The organism is bacterium, assembly GCA_023228325.1.
Lineage (GTDB): Bacteria > Auribacterota > UBA6266 > UBA6266 > UBA6266 > UBA6266.
This window is the reverse complement of the sequence record JALOBK010000001.1, coordinates 1352687-1375815: the sequence shown is the minus strand read 5'-3', so window position 1 is coordinate 1375815 and position 23129 is coordinate 1352687. Positions and strand designations below refer to the sequence as shown.

At 43.1% G+C, this 23129-nt stretch carries 21 protein-coding genes; 2 read left to right on the top strand and 19 right to left on the bottom strand.

Annotated elements, in window-relative coordinates; genetic code table 11:
• The 13 genes from M0R36_06585 to M0R36_06525 all read right to left on the bottom strand — a co-directional run bounded on the left by M0R36_06585 (position 1) and on the right by M0R36_06525 (position 15360).
• Positions 1-1296, bottom strand: a complete 1296-nt coding sequence (locus tag M0R36_06585; protein MCK9555465.1) for a bifunctional folylpolyglutamate synthase/dihydrofolate synthase — start codon at positions 1294-1296, stop codon at positions 1-3.
• Positions 1293-2132, bottom strand: coding sequence for an acetyl-CoA carboxylase, carboxyltransferase subunit beta (accD, locus tag M0R36_06580; protein ID MCK9555464.1), 840 nt, complete (start codon positions 2130-2132; stop codon positions 1293-1295). The genes M0R36_06585 and accD overlap by 4 nt, the downstream gene beginning before the upstream one ends.
• Before the next feature lie 170 nt (positions 2133-2302).
• Positions 2303-3733 (bottom strand): Asp-tRNA(Asn)/Glu-tRNA(Gln) amidotransferase subunit GatB, encoded by a 1431-nt coding sequence (gene gatB, locus M0R36_06575; protein ID MCK9555463.1) that lies wholly within the window; start codon positions 3731-3733, stop codon positions 2303-2305.
• Between the two features lie 188 nt (positions 3734-3921).
• A complete protein-coding gene (gene gatA, locus M0R36_06570) occupies positions 3922-5367 on the bottom strand; it encodes an Asp-tRNA(Asn)/Glu-tRNA(Gln) amidotransferase subunit GatA (protein ID MCK9555462.1) in 1446 nt (481 codons plus the stop codon).
• A gap of 2 nt (positions 5368-5369) precedes the next feature.
• The gene (gatC, locus tag M0R36_06565; GenBank protein ID MCK9555461.1) at positions 5370-5660 is read right to left on the bottom strand and encodes an Asp-tRNA(Asn)/Glu-tRNA(Gln) amidotransferase subunit GatC; all 291 of its coding nucleotides are present in this window, start codon (positions 5658-5660) and stop codon (positions 5370-5372) included.
• A gap of 6 nt (positions 5661-5666) precedes the next feature.
• Positions 5667-6491: a 16S rRNA (adenine(1518)-N(6)/adenine(1519)-N(6))-dimethyltransferase RsmA gene (gene rsmA / locus M0R36_06560; protein MCK9555460.1), complete on the bottom strand. Its 825-nt coding sequence runs from the start codon at positions 6489-6491 to the stop codon at positions 5667-5669.
• A 158-nt stretch (positions 6492-6649) separates the two neighbouring features.
• Complete coding sequence (pdxA, locus tag M0R36_06555; protein ID MCK9555459.1) at positions 6650-7633, bottom strand: 4-hydroxythreonine-4-phosphate dehydrogenase PdxA; 984 nt, start codon at positions 7631-7633, stop codon at positions 6650-6652.
• An 18-nt stretch (positions 7634-7651) separates the two neighbouring features.
• Positions 7652-8611, bottom strand: a complete 960-nt coding sequence (locus tag M0R36_06550) for a SurA N-terminal domain-containing protein (GenBank protein ID MCK9555458.1) — start codon at positions 8609-8611, stop codon at positions 7652-7654.
• On the bottom strand, positions 8598-9485 hold the full coding sequence (locus tag M0R36_06545; protein ID MCK9555457.1) for a peptidylprolyl isomerase: 888 nt from the start codon (positions 9483-9485) through the stop codon (positions 8598-8600). Before M0R36_06545 ends, M0R36_06550 begins: the two co-directional genes overlap by 14 nt.
• A gap of 74 nt (positions 9486-9559) precedes the next feature.
• Positions 9560-12715 (bottom strand): transcription-repair coupling factor, encoded by a 3156-nt coding sequence (gene mfd / locus M0R36_06540; protein ID MCK9555456.1) that lies wholly within the window; start codon positions 12713-12715, stop codon positions 9560-9562.
• Between the two features lie 49 nt (positions 12716-12764).
• The gene (locus M0R36_06535; GenBank protein MCK9555455.1) at positions 12765-13925 is read right to left on the bottom strand and encodes a pyridoxal phosphate-dependent aminotransferase; all 1161 of its coding nucleotides are present in this window, start codon (positions 13923-13925) and stop codon (positions 12765-12767) included.
• A gap of 1 nt (position 13926) precedes the next feature.
• Positions 13927-15060 carry a nucleoside-diphosphate kinase gene (locus M0R36_06530; protein MCK9555454.1) on the bottom strand — a complete coding sequence of 378 codons (1134 nt, stop codon included), beginning with the start codon at positions 15058-15060 and terminating at the stop codon, positions 13927-13929.
• A 150-nt stretch (positions 15061-15210) separates the two neighbouring features.
• Entirely contained in the window at positions 15211-15360 is a 150-nt protein-coding gene (locus M0R36_06525) for a DUF5679 domain-containing protein (GenBank protein MCK9555453.1), read from the bottom strand.
• A gap of 215 nt (positions 15361-15575) precedes the next feature.
• Between M0R36_06525 and M0R36_06520 the strand changes: the two genes are divergently transcribed.
• Both M0R36_06520 and M0R36_06515 read left to right on the top strand, forming a co-directional pair.
• Positions 15576-16586: a PDZ domain-containing protein gene (locus M0R36_06520; GenBank protein MCK9555452.1), complete on the top strand. Its 1011-nt coding sequence runs from the start codon at positions 15576-15578 to the stop codon at positions 16584-16586.
• 26 nt (positions 16587-16612) lie between these two features.
• Positions 16613-17200: a hypothetical protein gene (locus M0R36_06515; GenBank protein ID MCK9555451.1), complete on the top strand. Its 588-nt coding sequence runs from the start codon at positions 16613-16615 to the stop codon at positions 17198-17200.
• Between the two features lie 10 nt (positions 17201-17210).
• Here the strand turns inward: M0R36_06515 and M0R36_06510 are convergent, their stop codons facing one another.
• From M0R36_06510 to secG, 6 genes are all read right to left on the bottom strand, one after another.
• Positions 17211-18155 carry an ABC transporter permease gene (locus M0R36_06510; protein MCK9555450.1) on the bottom strand — a complete coding sequence of 315 codons (945 nt, stop codon included), beginning with the start codon at positions 18153-18155 and terminating at the stop codon, positions 17211-17213.
• Complete coding sequence (locus M0R36_06505; protein MCK9555449.1) at positions 18152-19144, bottom strand: ABC transporter permease; 993 nt, start codon at positions 19142-19144, stop codon at positions 18152-18154. Before M0R36_06505 ends, M0R36_06510 begins: the two co-directional genes overlap by 4 nt.
• A 7-nt stretch (positions 19145-19151) precedes the next feature.
• Positions 19152-20774, bottom strand: coding sequence for a peptide-binding protein (locus tag M0R36_06500; protein MCK9555448.1), 1623 nt, complete (start codon positions 20772-20774; stop codon positions 19152-19154).
• Positions 20759-21724, bottom strand: coding sequence for a dipeptide ABC transporter ATP-binding protein (locus M0R36_06495; protein ID MCK9555447.1), 966 nt, complete (start codon positions 21722-21724; stop codon positions 20759-20761). The genes M0R36_06500 and M0R36_06495 overlap by 16 nt, the downstream gene beginning before the upstream one ends.
• The gene (locus M0R36_06490) at positions 21721-22704 is read right to left on the bottom strand and encodes an ABC transporter ATP-binding protein (protein ID MCK9555446.1); all 984 of its coding nucleotides are present in this window, start codon (positions 22702-22704) and stop codon (positions 21721-21723) included. Before M0R36_06490 ends, M0R36_06495 begins: the two co-directional genes overlap by 4 nt.
• Positions 22705-22811: 107 nt before the next feature.
• Entirely contained in the window at positions 22812-23129 is a 318-nt protein-coding gene (secG, locus tag M0R36_06485) for a preprotein translocase subunit SecG (GenBank protein MCK9555445.1), read from the bottom strand.

Sequence of the window (23129 nt, the reverse complement as noted above, 5' to 3'; positions counted from 1 at the left end):
TCATTCTCCCATGCATAATTTAAGTATTTTCCTTGTTTCCCCCGCTAAAAAAAGCGACCCCGCGACAGCAATATTTGTTTTTCTGCTCAAATGATACTTTATCACTTTTTCCAAAGATTCCCCTTCCCTTACGGAAACGCCTCCGCTCTCTTTCCTTAATGCTCCGGCGAGAATCCCGGCATTCAGCGCCCTGTCGGGAACGGGAGGAACAACCGCAGTAACGGAATTAAAACGCTCAAAAGGGATTTCTTTTATCATTTTCCTGTAATCTTTATCTTTCAAAACACCGAATACCAGGTCAAATTTCGTTTTTTTGCCGAAAAGCTCCATATTCCGCCTGAATGTCCGCATTCCATGGGGATTATGGGCGCAATCAATCACAATTGTGCCGTTCTTCCTGCGCAAAATCTCAAACCTGCCGGGCCAGAATGCTTTTTTTACGCTTTTGATACATTTTTCCTCTACGGGAAGTATTTCTTTAATACCCATAATGGCAACGGACGCGTTTTCAACCTGGTTTGCGCCTATGGCCTTTCTCAGTTCCAGATTTTTTATTTTTAAATTACCCGTATTAAAATCAAATTTTGAACCTTTGAGCCCGGTTTCTTTTAAATCCACTTTAAAATCCCTGCCTAGAATTTTGGGGGAAACCTTTAATTTCTTGCACGTTCTTTCTATAACTTTTAGCGCCGCGGACGGGACATTACCTATCACAACTTTGCTTCCCCGTTTGATTATGGCCGCTTTTTCATACGCGATACCGGCAATGGAATCACCGAGATGTTCCGTATGGTCTTTCGCAACCGTAGTGATTACGCATAATATGTCGGGAAAAATATTTGTGGCATCCAGCCTGCCGCCCAGGCCCGTCTCAAGAACAACGTAATCCGTTTTCTCAAGGTTAAAATACGCCATAGCCATTGCCGTCATAATCTCAAAATAAGTCGGGCTGAAATTGCGGTTTTTACCGATTTTTTCGCACGCTTTTTTAACCAGACGGTAAACATCCGAGATTTTTTCGCGGGATACAGGACTGCCGTTTATTATAAACCTTTCGGCCACCGAGCACAGGTGAGGCGAAGTGAACAGCCCTGTCTTAAACCCGTAAGCGCTTAATATTGTCATCAGGAAATTGGAAACCGAACCTTTGCCGTTGGTGCCGGTTACATGTATAATTTTCAGGGTTTTTTGCGGGGAACCGAGCGCTTCCATCAGGCGCCGGATATTTTCCAGCCCTAACCTTATACCGAACTTCCGGTATGTTGATATTTCAGAAAGAAATTGTTGGTAGGTCATTTAAGGGTAAACTTTAAAATAGAAGCTATTGTTTTCCTGAGATCTTCTCTCTTTACGATCATATCTATAAGCCCGTGCTCAAGCAGAAATTCGGACCTCTGGAAACCGGACGGCAATTCCTGCTGGATGGTCTGCTTTATCACTCTCGGGCCGGCAAACCCTATCAAAGCTCCCGGTTCCGCTATGATAATATCGCCAAGCGACGCAAAACTCGCTGTTGTCCCTCCGGTTGTGGGATCAGTCATGACGGAAATATAGAACAGCCCCTTTTCGGCAAGCCGCGCAAGAGCAGCGCTCGTTTTAGCCATTTGCATAAGGCTAAGGGTTGACTCCTGCATCCTCGCCCCCCCGGATGTCGAAAAAATAATAACGGGAAGATTCTCATCTGTCGCCAATTCAATAATCCTTGTTATCTTTTCCCCAACGACAGAACCCATGCTGCCCCCCATAAAACTAAAATCCATGACGCCTATGGCAACTTTTATTTTTTCAATCCGGGCGGTGCCTGTCACGACAGCTTCGTTCATTTTTGTCTTTTCTTCCGCCTGTGTTATCCTGTGTTCATATTTTTTTGAATCAAAAAAATCAAGCGAATCTATACTTCTCAGTTCGGCATCTGTCTCCTCGAATGTCCCTTTATCCACGATTATTCTGATTCTGTCCGCAGCCCTGAGCGGATAATGGAACGCGCATTTAGGACAGACCCTGTGGTTTTCATCCAGTTTTTTGGTGTAAAGGGTATCATTACAGCCCTTGCACTTTATCCAGAGGCCGTCCGGTATATTGGACTTTTTCGCCTGAGCCGCCGAACTTTTCTTTCTTCCGAATAGAGCCATTGATAATCCTTTGGCTTTAGTTAATTATTTATACTAACCACAGATGACACAGATCTACACAGATTAAAAATACAAAAAAGTTATAATTATCAAAATTTCTTCTGTGCTTAATTCTCTTTATCTGTGACTATCTGAGTTATCTGTGGTTCTAATTCTTTGCGCTTTTTCTATTATAGTCCAGATAATTTTTTTTTCAAAAGTTCATTTACAAGTTTCGGGTTCGCTTTACCCTTGCTTGCTTTCATTATAAGGCCTACCATAAAACCGGCCGCGGATTTTTTCCCGCTTTTATAATCATCCACAACCTTGGAATTGCTTTTCAATACACTTTCTATAACCCCCTCAATTGATTTTTCATCGGAAATCTGGATTAACCCTTTTTCCCTTATAACGGTTTCGGGTTTTTTCCCTGATACAAACATCTCGGCAAAAACATCTTTTGCGATTTTTCCGCTTATAGTCCCCTCATCAATAAGTTTTATCAGCGAGGCAAGATCCGGCGATTTTACCTTAACATCGCATATCCCGACTTTTGCGGTATTGATTTCCTTAAGAAAATCCCCCATAATCCAATTGGCGACTTTTTTGGGGTCAACTCCCTGCTTTGATGTTTCTTCAAAAAAATCCGCCAGATCCCTGTCACTTGTCATAACTCCGGCGTCATATTCGGAGAGTTTATATTCCGCAATAAACCTTTCATATCTAATGTCGGGCATCTCGGGTATTTCCCCGGCAACTTTCCGGAAATATTCATCATCCAAAACAACAGGAACCAGGTCCGGCTCGGGGAAATACCGGTAGTCATGCGCTTCCTCTTTGCTTCTCATGGATACTGTCTTATTATTAACGGCGTCCCACAGCCGTGTTTCCTGAATTATCCTTTCTCCGCCGCCAAGCGCCTTTTCCTGTCTTTTTGCTTCATATTCCAGCGACTTTTTAACATTGGCAAATGAATTAAGATTCTTTATTTCGGTTTTTGTGCCTAATTGCAACACTCCTTTAGGCCTTATAGATATATTCGCGTCGCATCTCAGGCTGCCCTCTTCCATATTGCAGTCGGAAACCCCGAGATATTTTAACCCCTGCTTAAGTGAAACGAGATAAGCGTATGCTTCATCGGGCGATTGGATATCCGGTTCGCTCACGATTTCCATAAGAGGCAATCCTGTCCTGTTCAGGTCTACGCCGCTGCCGCCGCAAATATTATGCACCAGTTTTCCCGCATCTTCCTCAAGGTGTATTCTGGTAAGTTTTATCGCTTTTTTTTCACCTTTGATTCTTATGGGAACGCTTCCGCCCACATTCAACGGCTTATCATACTGGGATATCTGGTAATTCTTGGGCAGGTCCGGATAATAATAATTTTTCCTGTCGAATTTGCAAAAATTAGAAACTTTACACCCGAAAGCCAGGCCTGTTTTTACGGTAAGCCTTATCGCTTCCTCATTCATCACAGGCAGGACGCCGGGCAGCCCTAAACATACAGGGCATGTCTGTGTGTTCGGTTCGGCGCCGAATTTAGTTGAACACCCGCAAAACATCTTTGAGAGAGTATTCAGCTGCACATGGACTTCCAGCCCTATTACAATCTCATATTCCATAAAACACCTTTGTAACAGTTAACGCTTATTGCATGGATAAATCACTTGCTTCAAAAACTGAGTTAAGTAAATATTTTTCACTCATTCTCATCCCGCCTGCGGCGGGATTCCGAGGCAGTCGCTGAGAGAAAAATTCAGCTCCCGAATCCGTTCAAAATACTTACTTAACTCCTTGCCACTTTATACTTCTACTTTTCGGAAAATGCTCTTTTTTTATGATAATCGTTCATCTGTTCGAAAGCATAAGCCGTCCTCAGCAGCACAGCCTCATTGAAATGCGCCGCCTGAAGCTGCAGCCCGACAGGCAGGCCTGCGGAAAATCCGCAGTTGAGCGAAACGGCGGGGATACCCGCAAGATTGGCGGAAATCGTATATATATCGGACAAATACATTTTCAGCGGGTCATCGGTTTTTTCCCCGATTTTCCATGCCGTCGTAGGTGAAGTGGGGGTTACTATCACGTCAACTTCACCAAAAGCTTTTGAGAAATCTTCTTTTATAAGCGTCCTCACCTTTTGGGCTTTTAAGTAATACGCGTCATAATATCCCGAACTTAAAACATATGTGCCCAGTATAATCCTTCTCTTCACTTCATCTCCGAAACCCGCGCTCCTGGTCTTTTTATACAGGTCGATTATATTGCCGGCCTTCTCGCGCAGGCCGTAATGGACCCCGTCATACCGCGCAAGGTTCGAACTCGCCTCGGCCGTAGCTATAATATAGTAAGTTGCCACGGCATACTCTGTGCGGGGAAGGGAAATATTTTTCACCTCGGCCCCGCAGTGTTCAAGGTCTTTTATAGCCTTTCTAACGCAGACTCCGACTTCATCATCAATCCCTTCTAAAAAATATTCCCCGGGAACCCCTATCCTGAGCCCTTTTATTCCCTTTTTTATCTCTTCGGGGTAATCGGGCACTTCCGCATTAACCGAAGTTGAATCTTTTGCATCATATCCGCTTATCGCTTTTAATAATATCGCCGCGTCTTCAACATCCTTTGCGAACGGCCCTATCTGGTCCAGAGAAGAAGCAAAAGCCACCAATCCGTACCTCGAAACTCTCCCGTAGGTGGGTTTTAACCCAACCAAACCGCAGAGTGACGCCGGCTGCCTTATAGAACCGCCTGTGTCCGAACCCAGCGAACCCAGCGCTTCCCCCAATGAAACGGATGTCGCCGAACCCCCGCTTGAACCGCCCGGAACCATATCTTTATTCCACGGATTTAATGTGTTGCCGAAAAACGATGTTTCCGTTGATGACCCCATGGCAAACTCGTCCATATTGGTTTTACCGATTACAATCGCGCCTTCATTTAAAAGCCTCTGCACAACAGTCGCGGTATACGGCGCGACAAAACCCCGCAGGATATGTGACGCGCAGGTAGTTTCTTTGCCTTCAATGCACATATTGTCTTTTATCGCGACGGGTATGCCTGAGAGGATACCCTTAAGCGGCGCGGAATCCTGTTCTTCGGCATATTTCAGGGCTTCTTCGGGAAATGTTTTTATAAAAGACGCGAATTTTCCGGTTTTTTCCATGCGCGAAAGGGCGCTTTTCATGATTTCACTCGGCAAAATTTCTTTTTTTGCCAGCATACCCTTAATTTCATGAATTGTCTTATCACAGATTTCCATTGTTATTCCTCAATGACCTTGGGCACGATAAAATAGCCGTTGTCAGAATCGGGAGAGCTTTTGAAAATCTTATCCCTGTCAATTGACGGGATTATCTTATCCTCCCTAAAAACATTCTTCAAAGGAAGTATATGCGCGGTAGGCTCAACATCCTTTGTATCAAGGGTATCAAGTTTTTCGACGTATTTTATTATCCCTTTGAGCTGGCCTGTAATTTCATCAAGCTTTGTATCGTCAAACTCCAGCCTGGAAAGATTCGCAAGGTATTCAACCAGTTTTTTATCAACTTTCATCCGAAATTATTTTCCCTTCAAACAATTGGCTATTTTTACAATATCCCCTGTTTCAAGTTCTTCTATTCTAGCAGTGCGGTCAAGCCCTATACCGCTTAATATGCCTACAGGGTCAGTCTCCCTGCCGACATCAGCCAGTATTTTTCTGAACTGTTTTCTTCTCTGCGAAAAACCCTTTTTAAGCATCAAGTCGAAAAGAGCCATATCTTCCACATAATAATTAGGCTTTTCCGGAAAAACAAATTTAACAGCGGCGGACTCAACTTCAGGCCTGGGGTAAAATACGTTTCTGCTTATATCAAACAATTTCCTGACCGAACAAAATAAATTTACTTTAACCGTAATGGCCCCGTATTCGGGTGTAGCGGGTTTTGCGGTAATCCGCTCCGCCATCTCTTTCTGCATAACAAGCACGGCTTCGGAAATACACCCCCTTGCTTCAATTAAAGTGAATATTATAGATGAAGTGAGATAATAGGGCAAATTAGAAATTATCTTATATTTTTTTTTGCCGCGAATACGGAACTTATAATCGAGGAAGTTTCCCCTTATAAGGCTAAAGTTTTTATCGGATGAAAACCGAGCCTCAAGAATGTCAGAAATTTTCCTGTCAATTTCACAGACTTCAAGGCTGCAGCCTTTATTCAAAATAACGGAAGTCAGGGCGCCCAGACCGCCGCCAATCTCCAGAACTTTGTCCGCAGCAGTCAACTCCATGGAATTGACTATTTTTCCCGCAACATTAGCATCTATCAGAAAATGCTGGCCGAACCTTTTTAACGGGGCTATTCCACGCTCTTCGAGAACTTTTTTTATTTCAGAAACATTCATTTGTATGTCAGTAGTTAAAGTATTTCTAACCACAGATATAAAAACAAAAATATATAAATTACTAAAGCATTATTTTTTGCTAAAGAATATTTATCTGTGATTATCTGAGTTATCTGTGGTTTCAATTTTTCTTTTTTCATTTTTTCTTAGCAATTAACTTATTTTTTTGCGAGTTTCGCAGCGAGAATCGCGGCGGTTTCCATGCTTTTTGAAGACGCCTTGTTTTTCCATGCGATATCAAACGCTGTCCCATGGTCGGGTGAAGTCCGTATGAACGGCAGGCCCAGAGTTATATTGACCCCGTCGTCAAAACCAAGCATTTTAACCGGGATAAGGCCCTGGTCATGATACATAGCCAAAACTGCGTCATATTTCTTCTTGTTCGCGAAATAAAAAACCGTGTCAGCCGGAAAAGGGCCCGAACAATCTATCTTTTTTCTTGCGGCCTTAATGATGGCAGGTTTTATGATTTTCTGTTCTTCTGAGCCGAACCTGCCGTGTTCCCCGGCGTGAGGATTCAGGGCGCAGACGGCGATTCTGGGTTTCTTAAACCCCAGTTTTAACATCCCGTCATTTAAGACCAGTATTTTTCTGTAAATACCGGAAACTGTCAGTCGGCCGGCGACTTTTCTTAAAGGTAAATGGGTCGTGACAAGGGCCGTCCTTATATTTCCCCCGATAAGCATCATGGCAAAGTCTTTAGTCTTTGTCTTGTCGGCAAGATATTCTGTATGGCCGGGAAAATCATACCCGGCCTTTTTAATCGACTCCTTGTTTATCGGCGCGGTGACAATCCCCGAAATTTTTCCTTCCAAAGCATACCGCAGCGCAACATCTATGCATTTCATGGCGGAAATTCCGGATAAAGCGGAAATAATGCCCGGTTCAAGTTTCCCCTTATGTTTTACAGCAGGCATCACGCATATCTTTTTCCCTAATTCTGCTGAATCCAGTTTTCCGGATATAATATGTATCTTTTTTCCGATTAAGATACCCGCTTCTTCAATAACCAGGGGGTCTCCGAAAATCACAGGGCTGCATACTGAAAGGACTTTTTTCGATAATGCCGCTTTAACACAGATCTCAGGTCCGATCCCTGAAGGGTCTCCCATTGTAAAAACAACAACAGGTTTTTTAGACATTATAATCTCTTAAAGGGGTTATTTGTAACAAATATAGGCTTTCTCTCTCAGTTCCTTGATAAACTCCGCCTTTTTATCCCTGACTTTATCGTATGTCAACTTGTTTTCTATAGACTGGAAAACATCACTTAAAGAAGCCGTGCCTTCGGTAATCCTGTCTGTGAGTATCACCACATAAAACTCATTTTCAATAACAAAAGGCCTGCTAAACTCGCCTATCTGAAGAGAGAAGGCGTTTTCTTCTATCTCTTTCAGCAGCTGGTCTCTGCCGTAAAAACCCATGTCTTCCTTAACGCTTACAAAATCATCGTCTTTAAAGTTACCTTTTATTTCTGAAAGGGCGGCATCGCTTTCCAGGAGCGAGAATATTTTATTTGCCTTATCCAAAGCCGGGTTTTCTTCTGAATCCTTGACTGTGATTAAATCAAACTTCACCATCTCTTTTACAAAAAAATCTTCTTTGTGCTCGTTATAGTACTTTTCCACATCGATAGGGGCAACAACTACCCTGGAAGTGACAAAATACCCTACCAATCTCATTATCATCATCTGTTCTTTTATTTCCTGGCGGTATTTTTCAACTGTTATCCCGTCACTTTCAAGCGCCTGGATAAATTCATCTTCGGAGCCGAAACGGGCTTTGACTTCGTTTATTTTCCTGTCTATTTCTTCTTTGTCAATTTCAACCTTGTATTTGACGGCTTCCTGATACAGAAGTTTGTTGTCTATCATTATATCAAGCGCTTCCTTCTGGGCAGACAGCAGTTTTTTATTCAATTCCTCGCCGGAATATATATTCTTATACTGTTCATACAGGGGTTTTATCAACCTGTTTATATCGCTCGATGTAATGACATCATCATTAATTATCGCTATTATTTTATCGAAAACAAAAGCGGGAACATCAGCGGGAAAAACAAGGCAGGTTATCCCGATGATAAAAATACAAATAAAATTGAGGATTCTACTGCTTGTCATCGGCTTCTATCTTTACTTCCTCTAAAGCGTTTTCGTTTATCTGTATATCGGATTTGGATTTCACATCTTCAAGCCATTTTTGCAGCGTGTCATTCTTTTTTTTCTGGAGGAGAACCTGTTGAATCTTGTCCTTATTTTCATCAAAATTAATTTTTTCGCCGGGGGCTTTTTCGGTAACCGTTATTATATGGTACCCAAACCTGGTTTCCACCACCCGGGAAATCCCCCCCACTTCAAGGTCAAACGCCGCATCTTCAAATTCAGGGACCATCTGCCCGCGGGCAAAAAAGCCAAGGTCGCCGCCTCTTTTTGAAGAAGGGCAATCCGACATTTCTTCGGCAAGGACTTCAAATTTTTCCCCGTTATTTATCCTGTTAAGGATATCTTCAGCGGCTTTTTTCGCCTTATCCTTAACATCTTCATCCGCATTCTCAGGAATCTGGATAAGTATGTGAGAGGCTTTTATCCTCTCCGGAATTACAAATTCTTCACTGTGCTCATCATAATACTTTCTCGTTTCCTCGTCGGTTAAACTGATTTTATCAAGCACTTCCCTTTCAATGAATATCTGTGACGCCATTGACTTCTTTATGTCGTTTATCCTGGATAGCAGTTCTTCATCTTTATCGACACCCTTCTCCACTGCCATATCATATATCAGGCTGTTTATTATCATGGAATCCAGGACCTGTTTTTTAACGTTTTCATCATCGTACGCGGCAGGCATAACAGAAATTTTTATTTTATTTTTGAAGTCATCAACCGTTATTTCCTGCCCGTTCACCGTAGCCACCACATCTTTACCGGAAGCGGCGCAAACCGCAGCCTGCAAAAACATAAGACCTATGACAAAAAAGTATTTCGCTGTTTTCATTGAAATCCTCCAATTCAGAGACTGTTTAAAGCGCTTAACTCAATATTTAACAAGAAAAAGAGTTTATCATTTACTTATATACCCTGCAACAAGTTTTTCACCGTCGAAATTAACCTTTCAGGATCATTAATATCACCTCCGATATCCGTTAAGTTATAACACAGTCTTCTTCCCTTTTTTCTTATAATCAGCTTGGTGCCGGCAACTTCAACGGAGTTTACCCCGCAGGAACAAGCCGAGAACCTTAATTTTGCAATCATTAACATCAAACTCACCGGCCTGGGAATCGCCCCGAACCTGTCTTCCATGTTCCGGGCTATCTCATCTATCTCTTTGCCGTCAACAGAGGATGCTATCATAATATAGATTTTAGTCCTTTCAGTCTCTTCTTCCACATAAGCTTCGGGAATCCTCAAATATAAGCCGAGATCTATGTGTACATCCGGAATTTCACGGACTTTTTTACCTTGAAGCTCAGCCACGGCCTGACGGAGCAGTTTACAATATAAATCGAATCCAATCGAGCTCACATGCCCGTGCTGTTCCTTCCCTATAATATTTCCCGCGCCCCTTATTTCCAGGTCTTTAAGAGCAACCTTAAACCCCGAGCCGAGCGAAGAGAATTTTTTCATCGCGTGAAGCCGCTTCCTTACATCGGATGTCATAGCCGAATCGGACAATGTAAAAAGGTAGGCATACGCCCTGCGCTTAAATCTTCCCACCCTGCCCCTCAGCTGATAAAGGTCGGCAAGCCCGAACATATCCGCGCGCTCTATAATTATCGTATTGGCATTGGGTATATCTATCCCTGATTCTATAATCGTTGTTGACACCAGGACATCAATTTTTCCGGAAACAAAATCGCTCATTATGTATTCAAGTTCATGCTCGTGCATTTGCCCGTGAGCATAAGCAAACTTGACCTGCGGGATAGCTTCCGCCAGCTCGGCACATGCCTTACCGATGGAATCAATCCTGTTATGAATATAAAAGACCTGGCCTTCCCGCCCGATTTCCCGCAGGATGGCATCCCTGACAACGGTTTTATCGTATACCCCCACATATGTCTCAACCGGAAGCCTGTCTTCGGGAGGAGTAGTGATTGTGCTTATATCCTTGGCTCCCGCAAGCGACATGTAAAGCGTCCTCGGAATCGGAGTAGCGCTCATAGTAAGCACATCCACGGTTAACCTGAATCTTTTCAGTTTTTCCTTATGTAGGACCCCGAATCTCTGTTCCTCATCAATAACAACAAGCCCCAGATCTTTAAATTCCACATCATCCTGGAGTAGCCTGTGCGTCCCGATTATAATATCGACTTTACCCTGTTTTAGACGCTCAACAATGTCTTTCTGTTCAGAAAACGTTTTAAACCTGGAAAGCATTTCAATGCAAACCGGATAATCGGCCATCCTTTCGGAAAAAGTATCGTGATGCTGCTTTGCGAGAATAGTGGTCGGTACCAGCACGGCGACCTGTTTTGAATCCATGACTGATTTGAATGCCGCCCTCATGGCAACTTCCGTTTTTCCGTAACCCACATCGCCGCATATCAGCCTGTCCATAGTCCTGTCGGATTCCATATCATTTTTTATATCGCTTAACGAAGAATTCTGATCGGGTGTCTCTTCATAAATGAAAGAAGCTTCCAATTCTTTCTGCCATATGCTGTCTTTTGAAAACTTAAACCCGGAAGCGGAATTCCTCGCGGCCTGCGTCTTCAGCAGCTCCGATGAATAATCCATTATGGCTTTCTGTGCTTTTGCTTTTTTATAAAGCCATTTCCTGCCGCCCAGCCTGTCAAGCGCCGGTTTTCTGTCTTTTAACCCTATATAGCGCTGTATTAAGTTAAATTTACTTAAAGGGACGTATAACTTCGAATTATCCGCATATTCTATAAGGGCCTTTTCCGATGTTCTGCCGTCTTTTTCTATCTGGCTAAGCCCCAGATACCTGCCGATACCGTGATCTATATGGACAACATAATCTCCTGTCTTAAGTTCGGAAATTTCCATGGGCGCGATAGAGCCGTAAAACTTTCTCCTCGGCCTCTGTATTTTATATCTTCCCAGGATTTCCTGGTCGGTAAGGATATAAAGCCCCGCGTCATCAAGCGAGAAGCCGCCCCTTAACCTGCCGATTGAAAAATTAATTTTATCGACAGGCACTTTTTCCTCGACCAGCATTTCGGCCAGGCGCTCGATTTCTCCCGTGTTATTTCCGAATATAAATATTTTTTTTTGTTTACCTATTATTTTTTTTAACTCGCTAACCGCGCTGCCGAATATATTTTTCAGGCCCGCATGCTCCGTTTTCGGCCGGAAATACTCTATCCTGCTTATCCCAAAATTAATTTCCTTAAAATGCCCGAATTTCCCGCCGGCAATGCTGTCTTCCCCGAAAATGATTTTTTGTCCGGCGGAATCAAACAGATATTGCGCTTCTTCAAATTCCTCCGGACTTTTATGCGCCAGCATTTTTTTATTCTTTTCCGCTTTTCGCGCCAATTCCCCCGGATCATCGAGGACTAAAATAGCGGACGGTGAAAAATAATCCGTTATACGGCCCATCCCGCCCGGAGCCATCGTTATTGTTTCATCCGCGGGCGCGATAGAAACAGCGCTCTGCTTCCTGAATGACCTTTGATTTGAAGCATCGAATATCCTGACGGTATTTGCCGTATCTCCGTCAAAATCAATGCGCGCGGGATAATCGGAATTCGAGGGGAAAACATCGATAATCCCCCCCCTGACACAAAATTCGCCTTTGAAAGAAACTTGTTTCACCCTTTCGTAACCGATACAGGACAACTTTGTCTGTGTATTTTCAAAATTTAAATATTCCCCGGATTTTACATTTATAACAAAATCAAAGAGGCGCGCGGGAGCGGCAACCCTGTGCTGAAGGGCATCTACTGTCGTAATTATCAGCGCCGGCGATTTCTCTTCGGCAATACGAATCAACGCCGACATTCTTTCCCCGACAACATCAATGTGAGGGTGGACATGTTCCCCGGGCAGGATTTCCCACGCGGGCAGGTAAATAACACTATCCCCGCCCAGAAAAGATTCTATTTCATTTATAACGGATTCGGCTTCATGATTTCCGGAAACACACAGGATAAAACTTCTGGACAGATGCTTAAAAAGATACGAAAGGACATACCCCTTCGCTTCCTGAGGTATTCCCCGGCCAATACAACTGTTACCTTCCCGTATGGTATCTGTCAATCGGCGGAATAAATCGGACTTTTCCGAAAAAACAAGGGGTTCCCAGGCATTACAGAGATTTAATGTATTTTTCGATCCGCTCAAGACCTTTCTTAATAACTTCCATCGATGCGGCGTAAGACAACCTTATATGCGTGTCCCAGCCGAAAGCAGCCCCCGGAACAACAGCCACATGAGCTTTTTCAAGTAAATCAGCGGCAAAATCAGTGGATTTCATTCCCAACCCGGATACATTGGGGAATACATAAAAAGCGCCTCTGGGTTTAACACAGGAAACACCGGGGATTCCACTCAGCTTACCGAACATATACTCTCTTCTGTCTCTGAAGGATTTGACCATTTTATTTATAAATTCCCTGTCGCCTTTTAACGCGGCATACGCCGCCTTCTGGGCAATGGAAGAGGGATTGGAAGTGCTGTGGCTCTGATAACTTGATATCGCGGAAGCTATCGGTTTCGGCGCGGCTATATAACCGATTCTCCAGCCGGTCATAGAAAAACTTTTTGAAACACCGTTAACTATAATGGCCAGATCCTTCAGTTCGGGACATATTTTTAAAATGCTTTCTGATTCGCCCTCATAGACTATCTTATTGTATATTTCATCAGATATTACAAATATGTTATTCTCTATGGCAAATTCTGCTATCTCTTTCAGTATTTTTTTCCCCAGGATACAACCCGTCGGGTTGTTCGGGGAATTTATTATGATGGCTTTGGTTCTCGGTGTGATTTTTTTGACCAGGTTCTTCATCCTGAGCTGGAAATCTTCCGATTCATCACAAAGCACAAATACCGGGACACCGCCGGCCATTTTAACCATCTCGGGGTAACTCAGCCAGTAAGGGGAAGGGATTATCACTTCATCCTTCTCGTTCAGTATAACCTGTAAAATATTAAAAAGAGAATGCTTGGCGCCGCAGGAGACCACTATCTGGGAGGAATCATAGTTTACAGTGGTGTCTTTTTTGAATTCCTCCGCGACTGCTTTCCTCAATTCGGGGGTTCCGGCCGCAGGCGTATACTTTGTAAAACCTTCATCGATTGCTTCCCTCGCGGCCTGTTTTATATTTTCGGGAGTGTCAAAATCCGGCTCCCCCGCCCCGAAACCAAGGACAGCAATGCCTTTTTCCCTCATTTCTTTTGCTTTACTTGTTATCTCAAGCGTAATGGAAGGCGTTATGTTCCGTACGCGGCGGCTTAACGAAATCTTATTTCTTTTTCTTTCCATAAAAATCTCTGACTATTTGACCAATATCATCTTTGTCTATATCTATTATTCTCATCTCCCTCTCCGCATTTAACGGGGAATCAGAAGCATGAGCGGTATTTTCCATTACGTTTTGGCCGAATTCCCGCCTTACGGTCGCCCATTCGGCTTTTGTCGGGTCAGTCGATCCAAGCTGATTCCTTATTTTCTGAACCGCTTCCTTTCCCTGATATACAAGCGCGAGGCATTTAACTTTCCCTTTCCGATCCTTGTTTTTCAGCACTTCAGGATTTCGCCTGTCTATACCGGTCATGAAATAAATAATATTGTTGAATTCGTTTTCAGCATTGATATTGCTGATTTCATTTGTAACTTTATCAAGGCACGCATCCGGTGCTCTGAAGCCAAATTCCGTTTCTATGGCTTTTTTGATCCGCTCTTTAATCCTTGTTTGCAGTTTTTCCGCCAATACTTTCCTGACAGGGCCGTAAAATTCCTCCGCTTCTTTTAAGCTGAGGTTAACAAGCTTTGCCCCAATAATATACAATCCGGTCTTCGAAAAAAGGTCTATAATGTTGCCCGCCTTATGGCTCGGCCCTCTGAAATTATCCGGTTTAATCAGCACAAGTGTTTTCTGAACATTTTTCCTGTTCTTGTATTTTATCGTTTTTTCAAGAAGTCCGCCGTTTTTCTTTGAGTATTTCGCCCATATTTTTAGCCTTTTTTCAGCATTTTTAGCGTCGGGCGGAACAAGGACAGCGGGTTCAAAATAAGTAATGTTGCCTTTCGCGTCTTTGATGTAATCACCATAGGTATCGCGTATCGTTTCGCCGGAAATGGATTTATGCACCAGCGGCCCCACAACTTTTCTTATTTTATTGACGGCATTCTCGCCTTTAAAAAGCAGGAACATCACCCTGTTATGCATTTTCGAATTGGGGTGTTTTATATAATTATTCTGAAGATAACCGACTATATGATCCCTGATTTGTCTGCCGCTTTTGGAATCACCCATTATGACCTCACAGAATTCATTAACCATTTCTTCGTTCGGCGCAAACATTCTGCAGGCAACCAATTCAAGATTGCTTCTTCCGAGCAGCCTTGCGATTACACCGCCGGTTCTTGATTTCATAAGGGTATAAGGATTGATTAAAACGTATGCAAGTTCCTGGGCCATAGAGAATTCCTCAAATACATCGCGGTACTAAAAGATCTTCCGGAGCCATACCCCAGATTTTCACAATAAGGCACAGCTCCGGAATTGTTTTTTAACTCAAAATTGTTATTTTTTCTTTCCGAGAATCTTGAACATTCCCGTTCCGCAATCAGGGCATTTGCCCTTCATTGCCTGACGGCCGTTTGCCATAGTAATTTCACTTGAGTTAACCATCTGTTTCTTTGCTTTACATTTAACACAATAACCTTCAGCCATTTTACCCTCCTCCTGAAAAAGTTTAGATGACAATCCTCCCAAAAATTTCAATGAAACTATCATTCATTATATTACCGTGTCAATAAAAATAAAACTAAATAATTCAAATTTTAACGATCCTTTTTCTTTCTCTTATTGCTTGACTATATCAATTTAAAATGTTATTTGTTGATTTAGAACATTTAATTAACCTGAAAGATACTGAAAATTTCTCAATGACAAGATTGAGATTTACTTTGATTTTTTGTTTTCTCACCCTATGGGCCGCTTCTTCCGGTGCCGATGTCGTCCATCTTAAAAACGGCGGCAGACAGATGGGTATTATCGTAGATAAATATGCCGATCGTATAGTTTTGTCCATTCCTGAAGGCGAAGTCGAAATAATGATGGACCAGGTCAAAAACATAGTGTATGACGACCCTGAAAATAATTATATGATGCTGGCCTCGAAATATGAAGAACGCAAGGACTACGAAAAAGCTATTACTTATTATAATATGGCGCTCGAGTTAAAATCCGACCTCAGGGAAGCAAAAGACGCGATAAGCAGAATCAATGATATCGTCGATACAAAAAGGCAACGGAAAGAAGAGCTTCTCGCCAAATTAAGAGAAAAAAAAGAACAGCTCCTCAAGATGCGCGAAGAACAGGAAACAATCCTCAGGAACAATGTCGGTTTTAATATCGAAAAAGAAGGCGATGATTTCAGGATAAACGATGTAATATCCGAATCCGAAGCCTCAAAAACAGGCATACAAAACGGAGATTTCCTTGTAGGCGTGTGGGATAAAGCCACTAAATATATGCCACGCGAAGAGGTTATCAAGCTCCTTTCCGGTTCCGAAGGCTCAAAAATAAACATAATCGTGCAAAAAGAAATCAAGCCGCGGAGCGAAGAAATAAACTGGGGCACAAGGTCTTTCAAAGGCATAGGCGCTTCTTTGAGCATGGAAACCGAAGGGCTCACGGTTATCAGCGTTATGCCCGGGAAACCGGCTGACCTGGCAGGACTCAAGCCTCTGGACCTTATAATATCCATTAACCAGGAACCTACAAGGTACATGCCCATGGAAGAAGCCATAAAAAATATTTCCAACTCGCAGGGCCAGACAATAGATTTGATTATCAACAGAAGGGTTGAGTTAATGAGAGGGCCAGATCTTTCTAACGAAAGCAATAATTCTTCTTTAAATAAAAAAGAAACCGGTGCGGGATCTTCTCTTTGATCTTTTGCTAATGAAAGGAGCCGAAGATGGTTAAAATCAGAAAAATGAGAACCAATTATATTGTAAAGGGCAAACTTCAGGGAAAATATATATTTATAACATTGCTGATTATGGTTATCGCGTCGGTCCTTACGGGCGCCGTTATCTGGAAAACCGGTATGCCTCTCGTCCAGGAACCTCTCCAGAAGGTATATCCTCAATACAGGCTTGTGCCTATATTATCCGCCATAAAGAAAAGTGTCATTTCAAGCCTTGCCGCTATTTCACCCCTGATAATAATTATCAGCATTTTCCTGTCTCACAAGATTGCCGGCCCTATATACAGGCTGGAAACAGATATTGAAGAACTATCGAAAGGAAACCTGAAAAAAAGAGTCCGTCTCAGAAAAGGCGACGAATTAAAAACTATAGCAAACCACATAAATAACCTGGCGTCGGCCCTGGACAGGAACATCGGCGAATCAAAGTTCACCGCAAAGGAAATTTCCATGAACCTCTCAAATCTCAAAGAGAATATTCAGGTAGACGAAAAAATTAAGCCCATAGTCGATGAATTACAAAAAAATATATCCGAATTGAACGAAATACTTAACAAATTCAAAACCACATCCTGAACGGAAGCTGTCATTTGGGATCTATCGCGTCTCTTACGCCTTCCCCTACCAGGTTGAAGGCCGTGACTGTTATAAAAATCGCTATCCCCGGGAATAATACCAGCCACCATGACAGATATTGCTTCGCCTGCGAAAGTATCTCACCCCATGAAGGAGTAGGAGGCTGAACGCCAAAACCGAGAAAACTCAGGCTTGACTCAATCAATATCGCGCCGGCAACGCCGAATGTGGCGGAAACAAGCACAGGGCCTATGGCATTGGGTAATATGTGCCTGAAAATTATGCGCATGGATGAGACACCCACAGTCCTGGCTGATTGGATATACTCAATACTTTTTATTTTTAATATTTCTCCCCTTACAAGCCTCGCGACACCGGGCCAGCCTGTCACTCCTATGACTATCATTATGTTATAAATGCTGGAAGGCAGGTATGCTATTATCGTTATTATAAGGAAAAAAGCAGGGAAACAGATGACTATTTCTATAACACGGGAAATCAAAGCATCGGCAAACCTGCCGAAATAACCCGCAAAAGAACCCAGCAGCACTCCTATCAAAACATAGATAGATACCGCGACAAACCCCACGGATAGAGATATCCTGCTGCCGTAAAGAAGCCTGCTGGCAACATCTCTTCCCCTGTCATCCGTGCCGAATATATGTTTTCGGGAGGGCGCCTCAAGCACTTCATCAAGGTTATACTCTGTGGGACTGAAACTAATCGGGGGGTTTAACCTGAAAACATATTCTTCTTTTTCAGAAAATATTTTCCTGTTCAGGAAAGGGAATACGAATTTGCCGGAAGATTTTATGGCGAAAAGCGGCACATCATTAGACAGGAGAGGGGCTGCAACCGCAATTAAACTTATCCATATAACCAAAAACAATCCTGACAGGGCCAGTTTATTTTTCCTGAACCTCAACCAGATACCGTATAAATATCCTGTTTTCATTCGTATGAAATCCTCGGGTCAACTACAGCATAAAGAATATCCGATATTAAAAACCCTACAAGCGTAAGCAAGGCGGCAATCGAAGCTATCCCCATTATCGTCGGATAGTCTCGCGCCAGTATGGATTCAAAACCCAGCTTGCCCATACCTGGAATCGAAAATATCGATTCGATAATAACGCTTCCGCCAAGCATTGCAGGCAAAAGGCCTCCAAGCAATGTTACAATCGGTATCAGGGAATTCCTCAGCGCATGCTTGAATATCACCGTTTTTTCCGAAAGTCCTTTTGCTCTGGCGGTAAGTATATAATCCTGCCTTATTACATCCAGCATCCCGACTTTAGCATATCTCGATAAAACGGCAAGCCCGCCATATGACAAACACAACACGGGAAGGAACAGGTGCCATAACCGGTCAATGACAAAGTTGAAAAAACCCGCTTTTTCTATGCCGTATGAGTTCAAACCGTAAATCGGAAAAATATTCAGATAATCTCCGCCGCCCAAAAAAGTAATCAGAAGAATGGCAACCCAGAAATTAGGCAGTGAATAAAGTATGAAAATAAAAAGCGTCAGCAATTTGTCCGGAAGGGAATTATGCTCTATCGAAGAAAAGACGCCTATCGGTATTGATATCAGGTAGATGACAAGAATTGAAATAATGTTTATCTGAAGGGTAACCGGAATTCTCTCGGAAATCTTTTCCATTACAGGCCTGTTATCCTTGTAGGAATTTCCGAAATCAAAAGAAACACTTCTCTTGAACCATCTCATATACTGGACCGGAAGGGGCTTATCCAGACCGTAAAGCTGTTTTGTCTGCTCAATTATTTCTTTGTTTACCGCATTATCTTTCAGTGATTCCCCTATGCCGAGCTTCTGTGAAACGGGGCTGCCCGGAGCCAATTGTATAATGATGAATGTCACAAGGGTAATGCCGATGTAAGTCGGTATTATCAATAACAGCCGCCTTAAAATATAATCTCTCATTTATCCCCTATTCCGAATAAAGCTGCATGCTGCCGGGAACATACCACTCTATTATCCTAAACCCCATCGGATAAACTTTTACGTTCATAAACCTTTTATTCAGCGCGACCAGTGAATTACTGCAGAACAGGAATGTGTAAGGCTGAAGTTCGTTCAGCATCCTGTGAAACTCGTGGCAGTACTCTATTCTCCGCTTCTTATCCAGCGTCTCCCTGATAGCTTCTATAAGAAAATCCGCTTTATCGTTTCTGAAACCGATGAAATTCGAACCTTTGCCGGCCTGGGAAGAATGCCAGACCTGGTAAGGGTCCGATTCTACCGGCATCTGCCATGCAAGAGTCACCGCGTCGAAATTTCTTTCATTGAGATTCTGCACAAACACAGCCCATTCAAGGTTTTTTATCTCTACGATAATACCTTCTTTTGCGAAATCTTCCTTGATGATGGTGGCCAATTTCGATGAAAAATCCGTGCCGGAGGGGATTAAAAATTCAAATTCGAATTTTTTTCCGTTTTTATCCATAATGCCGTCGCCGTCCGTATCTTTCCAGCCGGTTTCCGCCAAAAGCTGCCTTGCTTTTGACGGTGAATATTCCAAAGGCAGGACGGTTTTATCATATTCATCGCTGTTGACATAAAAGGGCCCGGTGACTATAACCCCCAACCCATACCTGAGCTTATCCAGAATTTTCTTTCTGTTTATAAAATGGGTCATCGCCTGCCTTACTCTTACATCACAAAAAGGTTCCTTCTGCAGGTTCCATGCGATAAACGAATAATTGGGCAGAAAATACTTATGCTTGTCATATCTGCGCAGGAACTTTTCCGCGCCGGTCTGTTTTTCCCACTGCAGGGGCTGAAGAGACATCATGTCTATCTCTCCTTTTTTCAACAGCTGCAGGGCCACCGTTTCATCGGTAATAATCTTAAAAATTATTTTGTCTATAAACGGTTTATCGCCCCAGTAATTTTTATTTCTTTTAATGACTATCTCACTGCCTGTTTTCCATTTGTCGAAAGAGTAAGGGCCGTTGCCAGCGGGACGGCGGTTTAATCCGGACTCGTTGAAATCGCCTGAATTATAAATATGCTCGGGCAGTATCGGCATGGTGCCGCAAATCTCAAGCGCCCTGAAATATTTCCTGATATATTTGAATTTGACGGTATACGCGCCGATAACTTCCACCGACTGTATATCATTATAATAATTCCTCAGATGGGGGGCATTTACCGAAGGGTCTTTTATCATATTAAACGAGAAGAGGACATCTTTCGCCGTCATTTCCCGCCCGTCATCCCATTTTATCCCTTTTCTCAGGGAAAAAGTATATTCCATGCCGTCACGGGATATTTCCCATTTTTCCGCGCACAACGGCCTGAATTCAAGCGTCTGCGGATCCCTTTCGATTAAAGAATCAAACATCAGGCTCTCTATATCGCTGGAATAAACATCCGTGCTTAAAATCGGATTTAATATACCAGGTTCGGCATGAATCAGCCTTACAAGGGCATCTCCCGAAGCAGGTTTCGTGTCAAGCGGCATATGTTCAGCGTCAGGCTCGCTTACCGAGCAGGATAAATTATTAAACACAAAAACCAGGATTAACAATAAAATTATCTTCTGTGGCATGCTACTTTATGCCCCTTTCTCACTTCTCTTAATTCGGGTATCTCTTTTTTGCATCTGTCAACGCATTCCGCGCACCTTGTATGGAACGGACAGCCTGCCGGCGGATTCATCGGAGAAGGAACATCACCCTGAAGAAAAATTTTCTTCGAGTTGGTTTTCTTGTCTATAACCGGTATAGCGTCTATAAGAGCGAGCGTGTAAGGATGAAGGGGTTCGCTGTAAAGCATTGAGGCGGAAGCATACTCAACCAGCCTGCCCATGTACATAACCGCAACATCGTCGCTGATATGTTCCACGACTTTAAGGTCGTGGGAAATAAACAGGTAGGAAATACCAAATTCATTCTTTAAATCCACCAGAAGATTTATTATCTGCGCCTGGATAGACACGTCTAAAGCGGAAATCGGCTCATCGCAGATAATGAGCTCAGGATTCAGCGCCATTGACCTGGCAATACCTATTCTCTGGCGCTGCCCTCCGCTGAACTCATGAGGATACCTGTCAGCATGTTCTCTGGATAAACCGACTTTATTTAATATGTTTTCTACAAGTTTTCTCTTTTGATCGGAATTTTTAACGATATTGTGTATAACAGGCCCTTCTCCCACGATATCCATGACGGTCATTCTCGGATTCAAAGAAGAATACGGGTCCTGGAAAATATACTGGATCCTTTTTCTCAGGGGTCTCATCAGTTTTCGGGACATAGAGGTAATGTCAATGTCATCAAAAACAATCCTTCCGGCAGTCGGCTCATATAATTTTATAATGGTCCTTCCGAGTGTTGTTTTCCCGCATCCCGATTCCCCGACCAATCCAACAACTTTACCTTTGTTTATCGTTAAGCTGACAAAATCAACCGCTTTCACATAACCGGCAATCCTGGAAAAAACCCCTTTTTTAACAGGAAAATATTTTTTCAGGCCTTCTGTTTTTAAAATTTCTTTCATTTGATTTTCCTTGGAGGAACGGGATTAAAACAGGCGGCGCACCCGCCGCCGTCCAAATCAAAAAGTCCGGGTTCTTCAACCAGGCATCTTTCCACAACCCGCGGACACCTGGGATGGAATTTACACCCTTTAATTTGTGTAAGAGGACTCGGCACCTGCCCGGGAATAACATTAAGTTTTTCTTTATTCCGGCCAAGTTTCGGGAGAGAGTCAAGCAATCCTCTTGTATACGGATGAGCCGGTTCCGAAATAACTTTTTTAACAAGACCTTTTTCCGCTATTTTCCCGGAGTACATGACATGAATACGGTCCGCGATATCCGAAACAATCCCAAGGTCATGTGTTATAAAAAGCACGCTCATGGAAAAATCTTTTTTTAAAGAACAGATAAGGTCCAGGATCTGCGCCTGAATCGTTACGTCAAGAGCAGTGGTCGGTTCGTCGGCAATCAGTATGGAAGGCCCGCACGCAAGCGCCATTGCTATCATAACCCTCTGCTGCATCCCGCCGGACAACTGGTGCGGGTAAGAGTCAAAGATCCTCTCAGGATCCGGAATCCTGACCTTCTTAAACATTTGTACAGTTGAGTCTTTTGCCTTCCTCCCGCCGAATCCGCTATGGACCGCAAAAACTTCCGCAACCTGGTTTCCCACGGTAAAAACAGGGTTCAGAGAAGTCATGGGCTCCTGAAACACCATGGAGATCTCTTTGCCGCGTATTTTCCTTATATCTTTCTCTTTCAACTTCAACAGGTCTTTTCCGTTATACAGGATTTCACCTCCCGCTACCGCCCCCGGACCGGGCACTAAATTCAGGATAGACAGAGCAGTGATACTTTTTCCGCAGCCGGATTCCCCCACAATAGAAAGTATCTCCCCTTTTTGAATATCAAAACTGATATCATCTACAGCCTTTACCACGCCTTCGGAAGTATAGAAGTAGGTTTTAAGATTTTTTACAGAAAGCAGGGACATGGACATTCAACCTTCCTTTAAAACCGCTTATTGAACTATTGTATTTCAATAATATTTTTTTACAATAAAAAAGCGCCGTTTAAATAAACGGCGCCTGAAAGCGAGTGGTCCAATTATTCGGGCTTACTGTCCTGCTGCAGCGGCGTTTCCTTTACGGTTTTTGCGGCCTCGGCTTCTATCTTCGAGGCAAATGTCCCGCTCCTTTTGGAGCTCATGACTGCGAGGGAAACACTTATAAGCATCCATAAAACCGCTACGACAGTCGTAAACTTCGTCAGTATATCTCCCGCTCTGGAGCCGAAAATAGTCTGAGTTCCGCCTCCCGCGCCGAAAAGTCCGGCCAAACCCTGCCCTTTTCCGGCCTGCAGTAACACAATAACAACCAAAGCTATACACAACAAAACATGCACAGATAAAAGAAAAGTAAACAT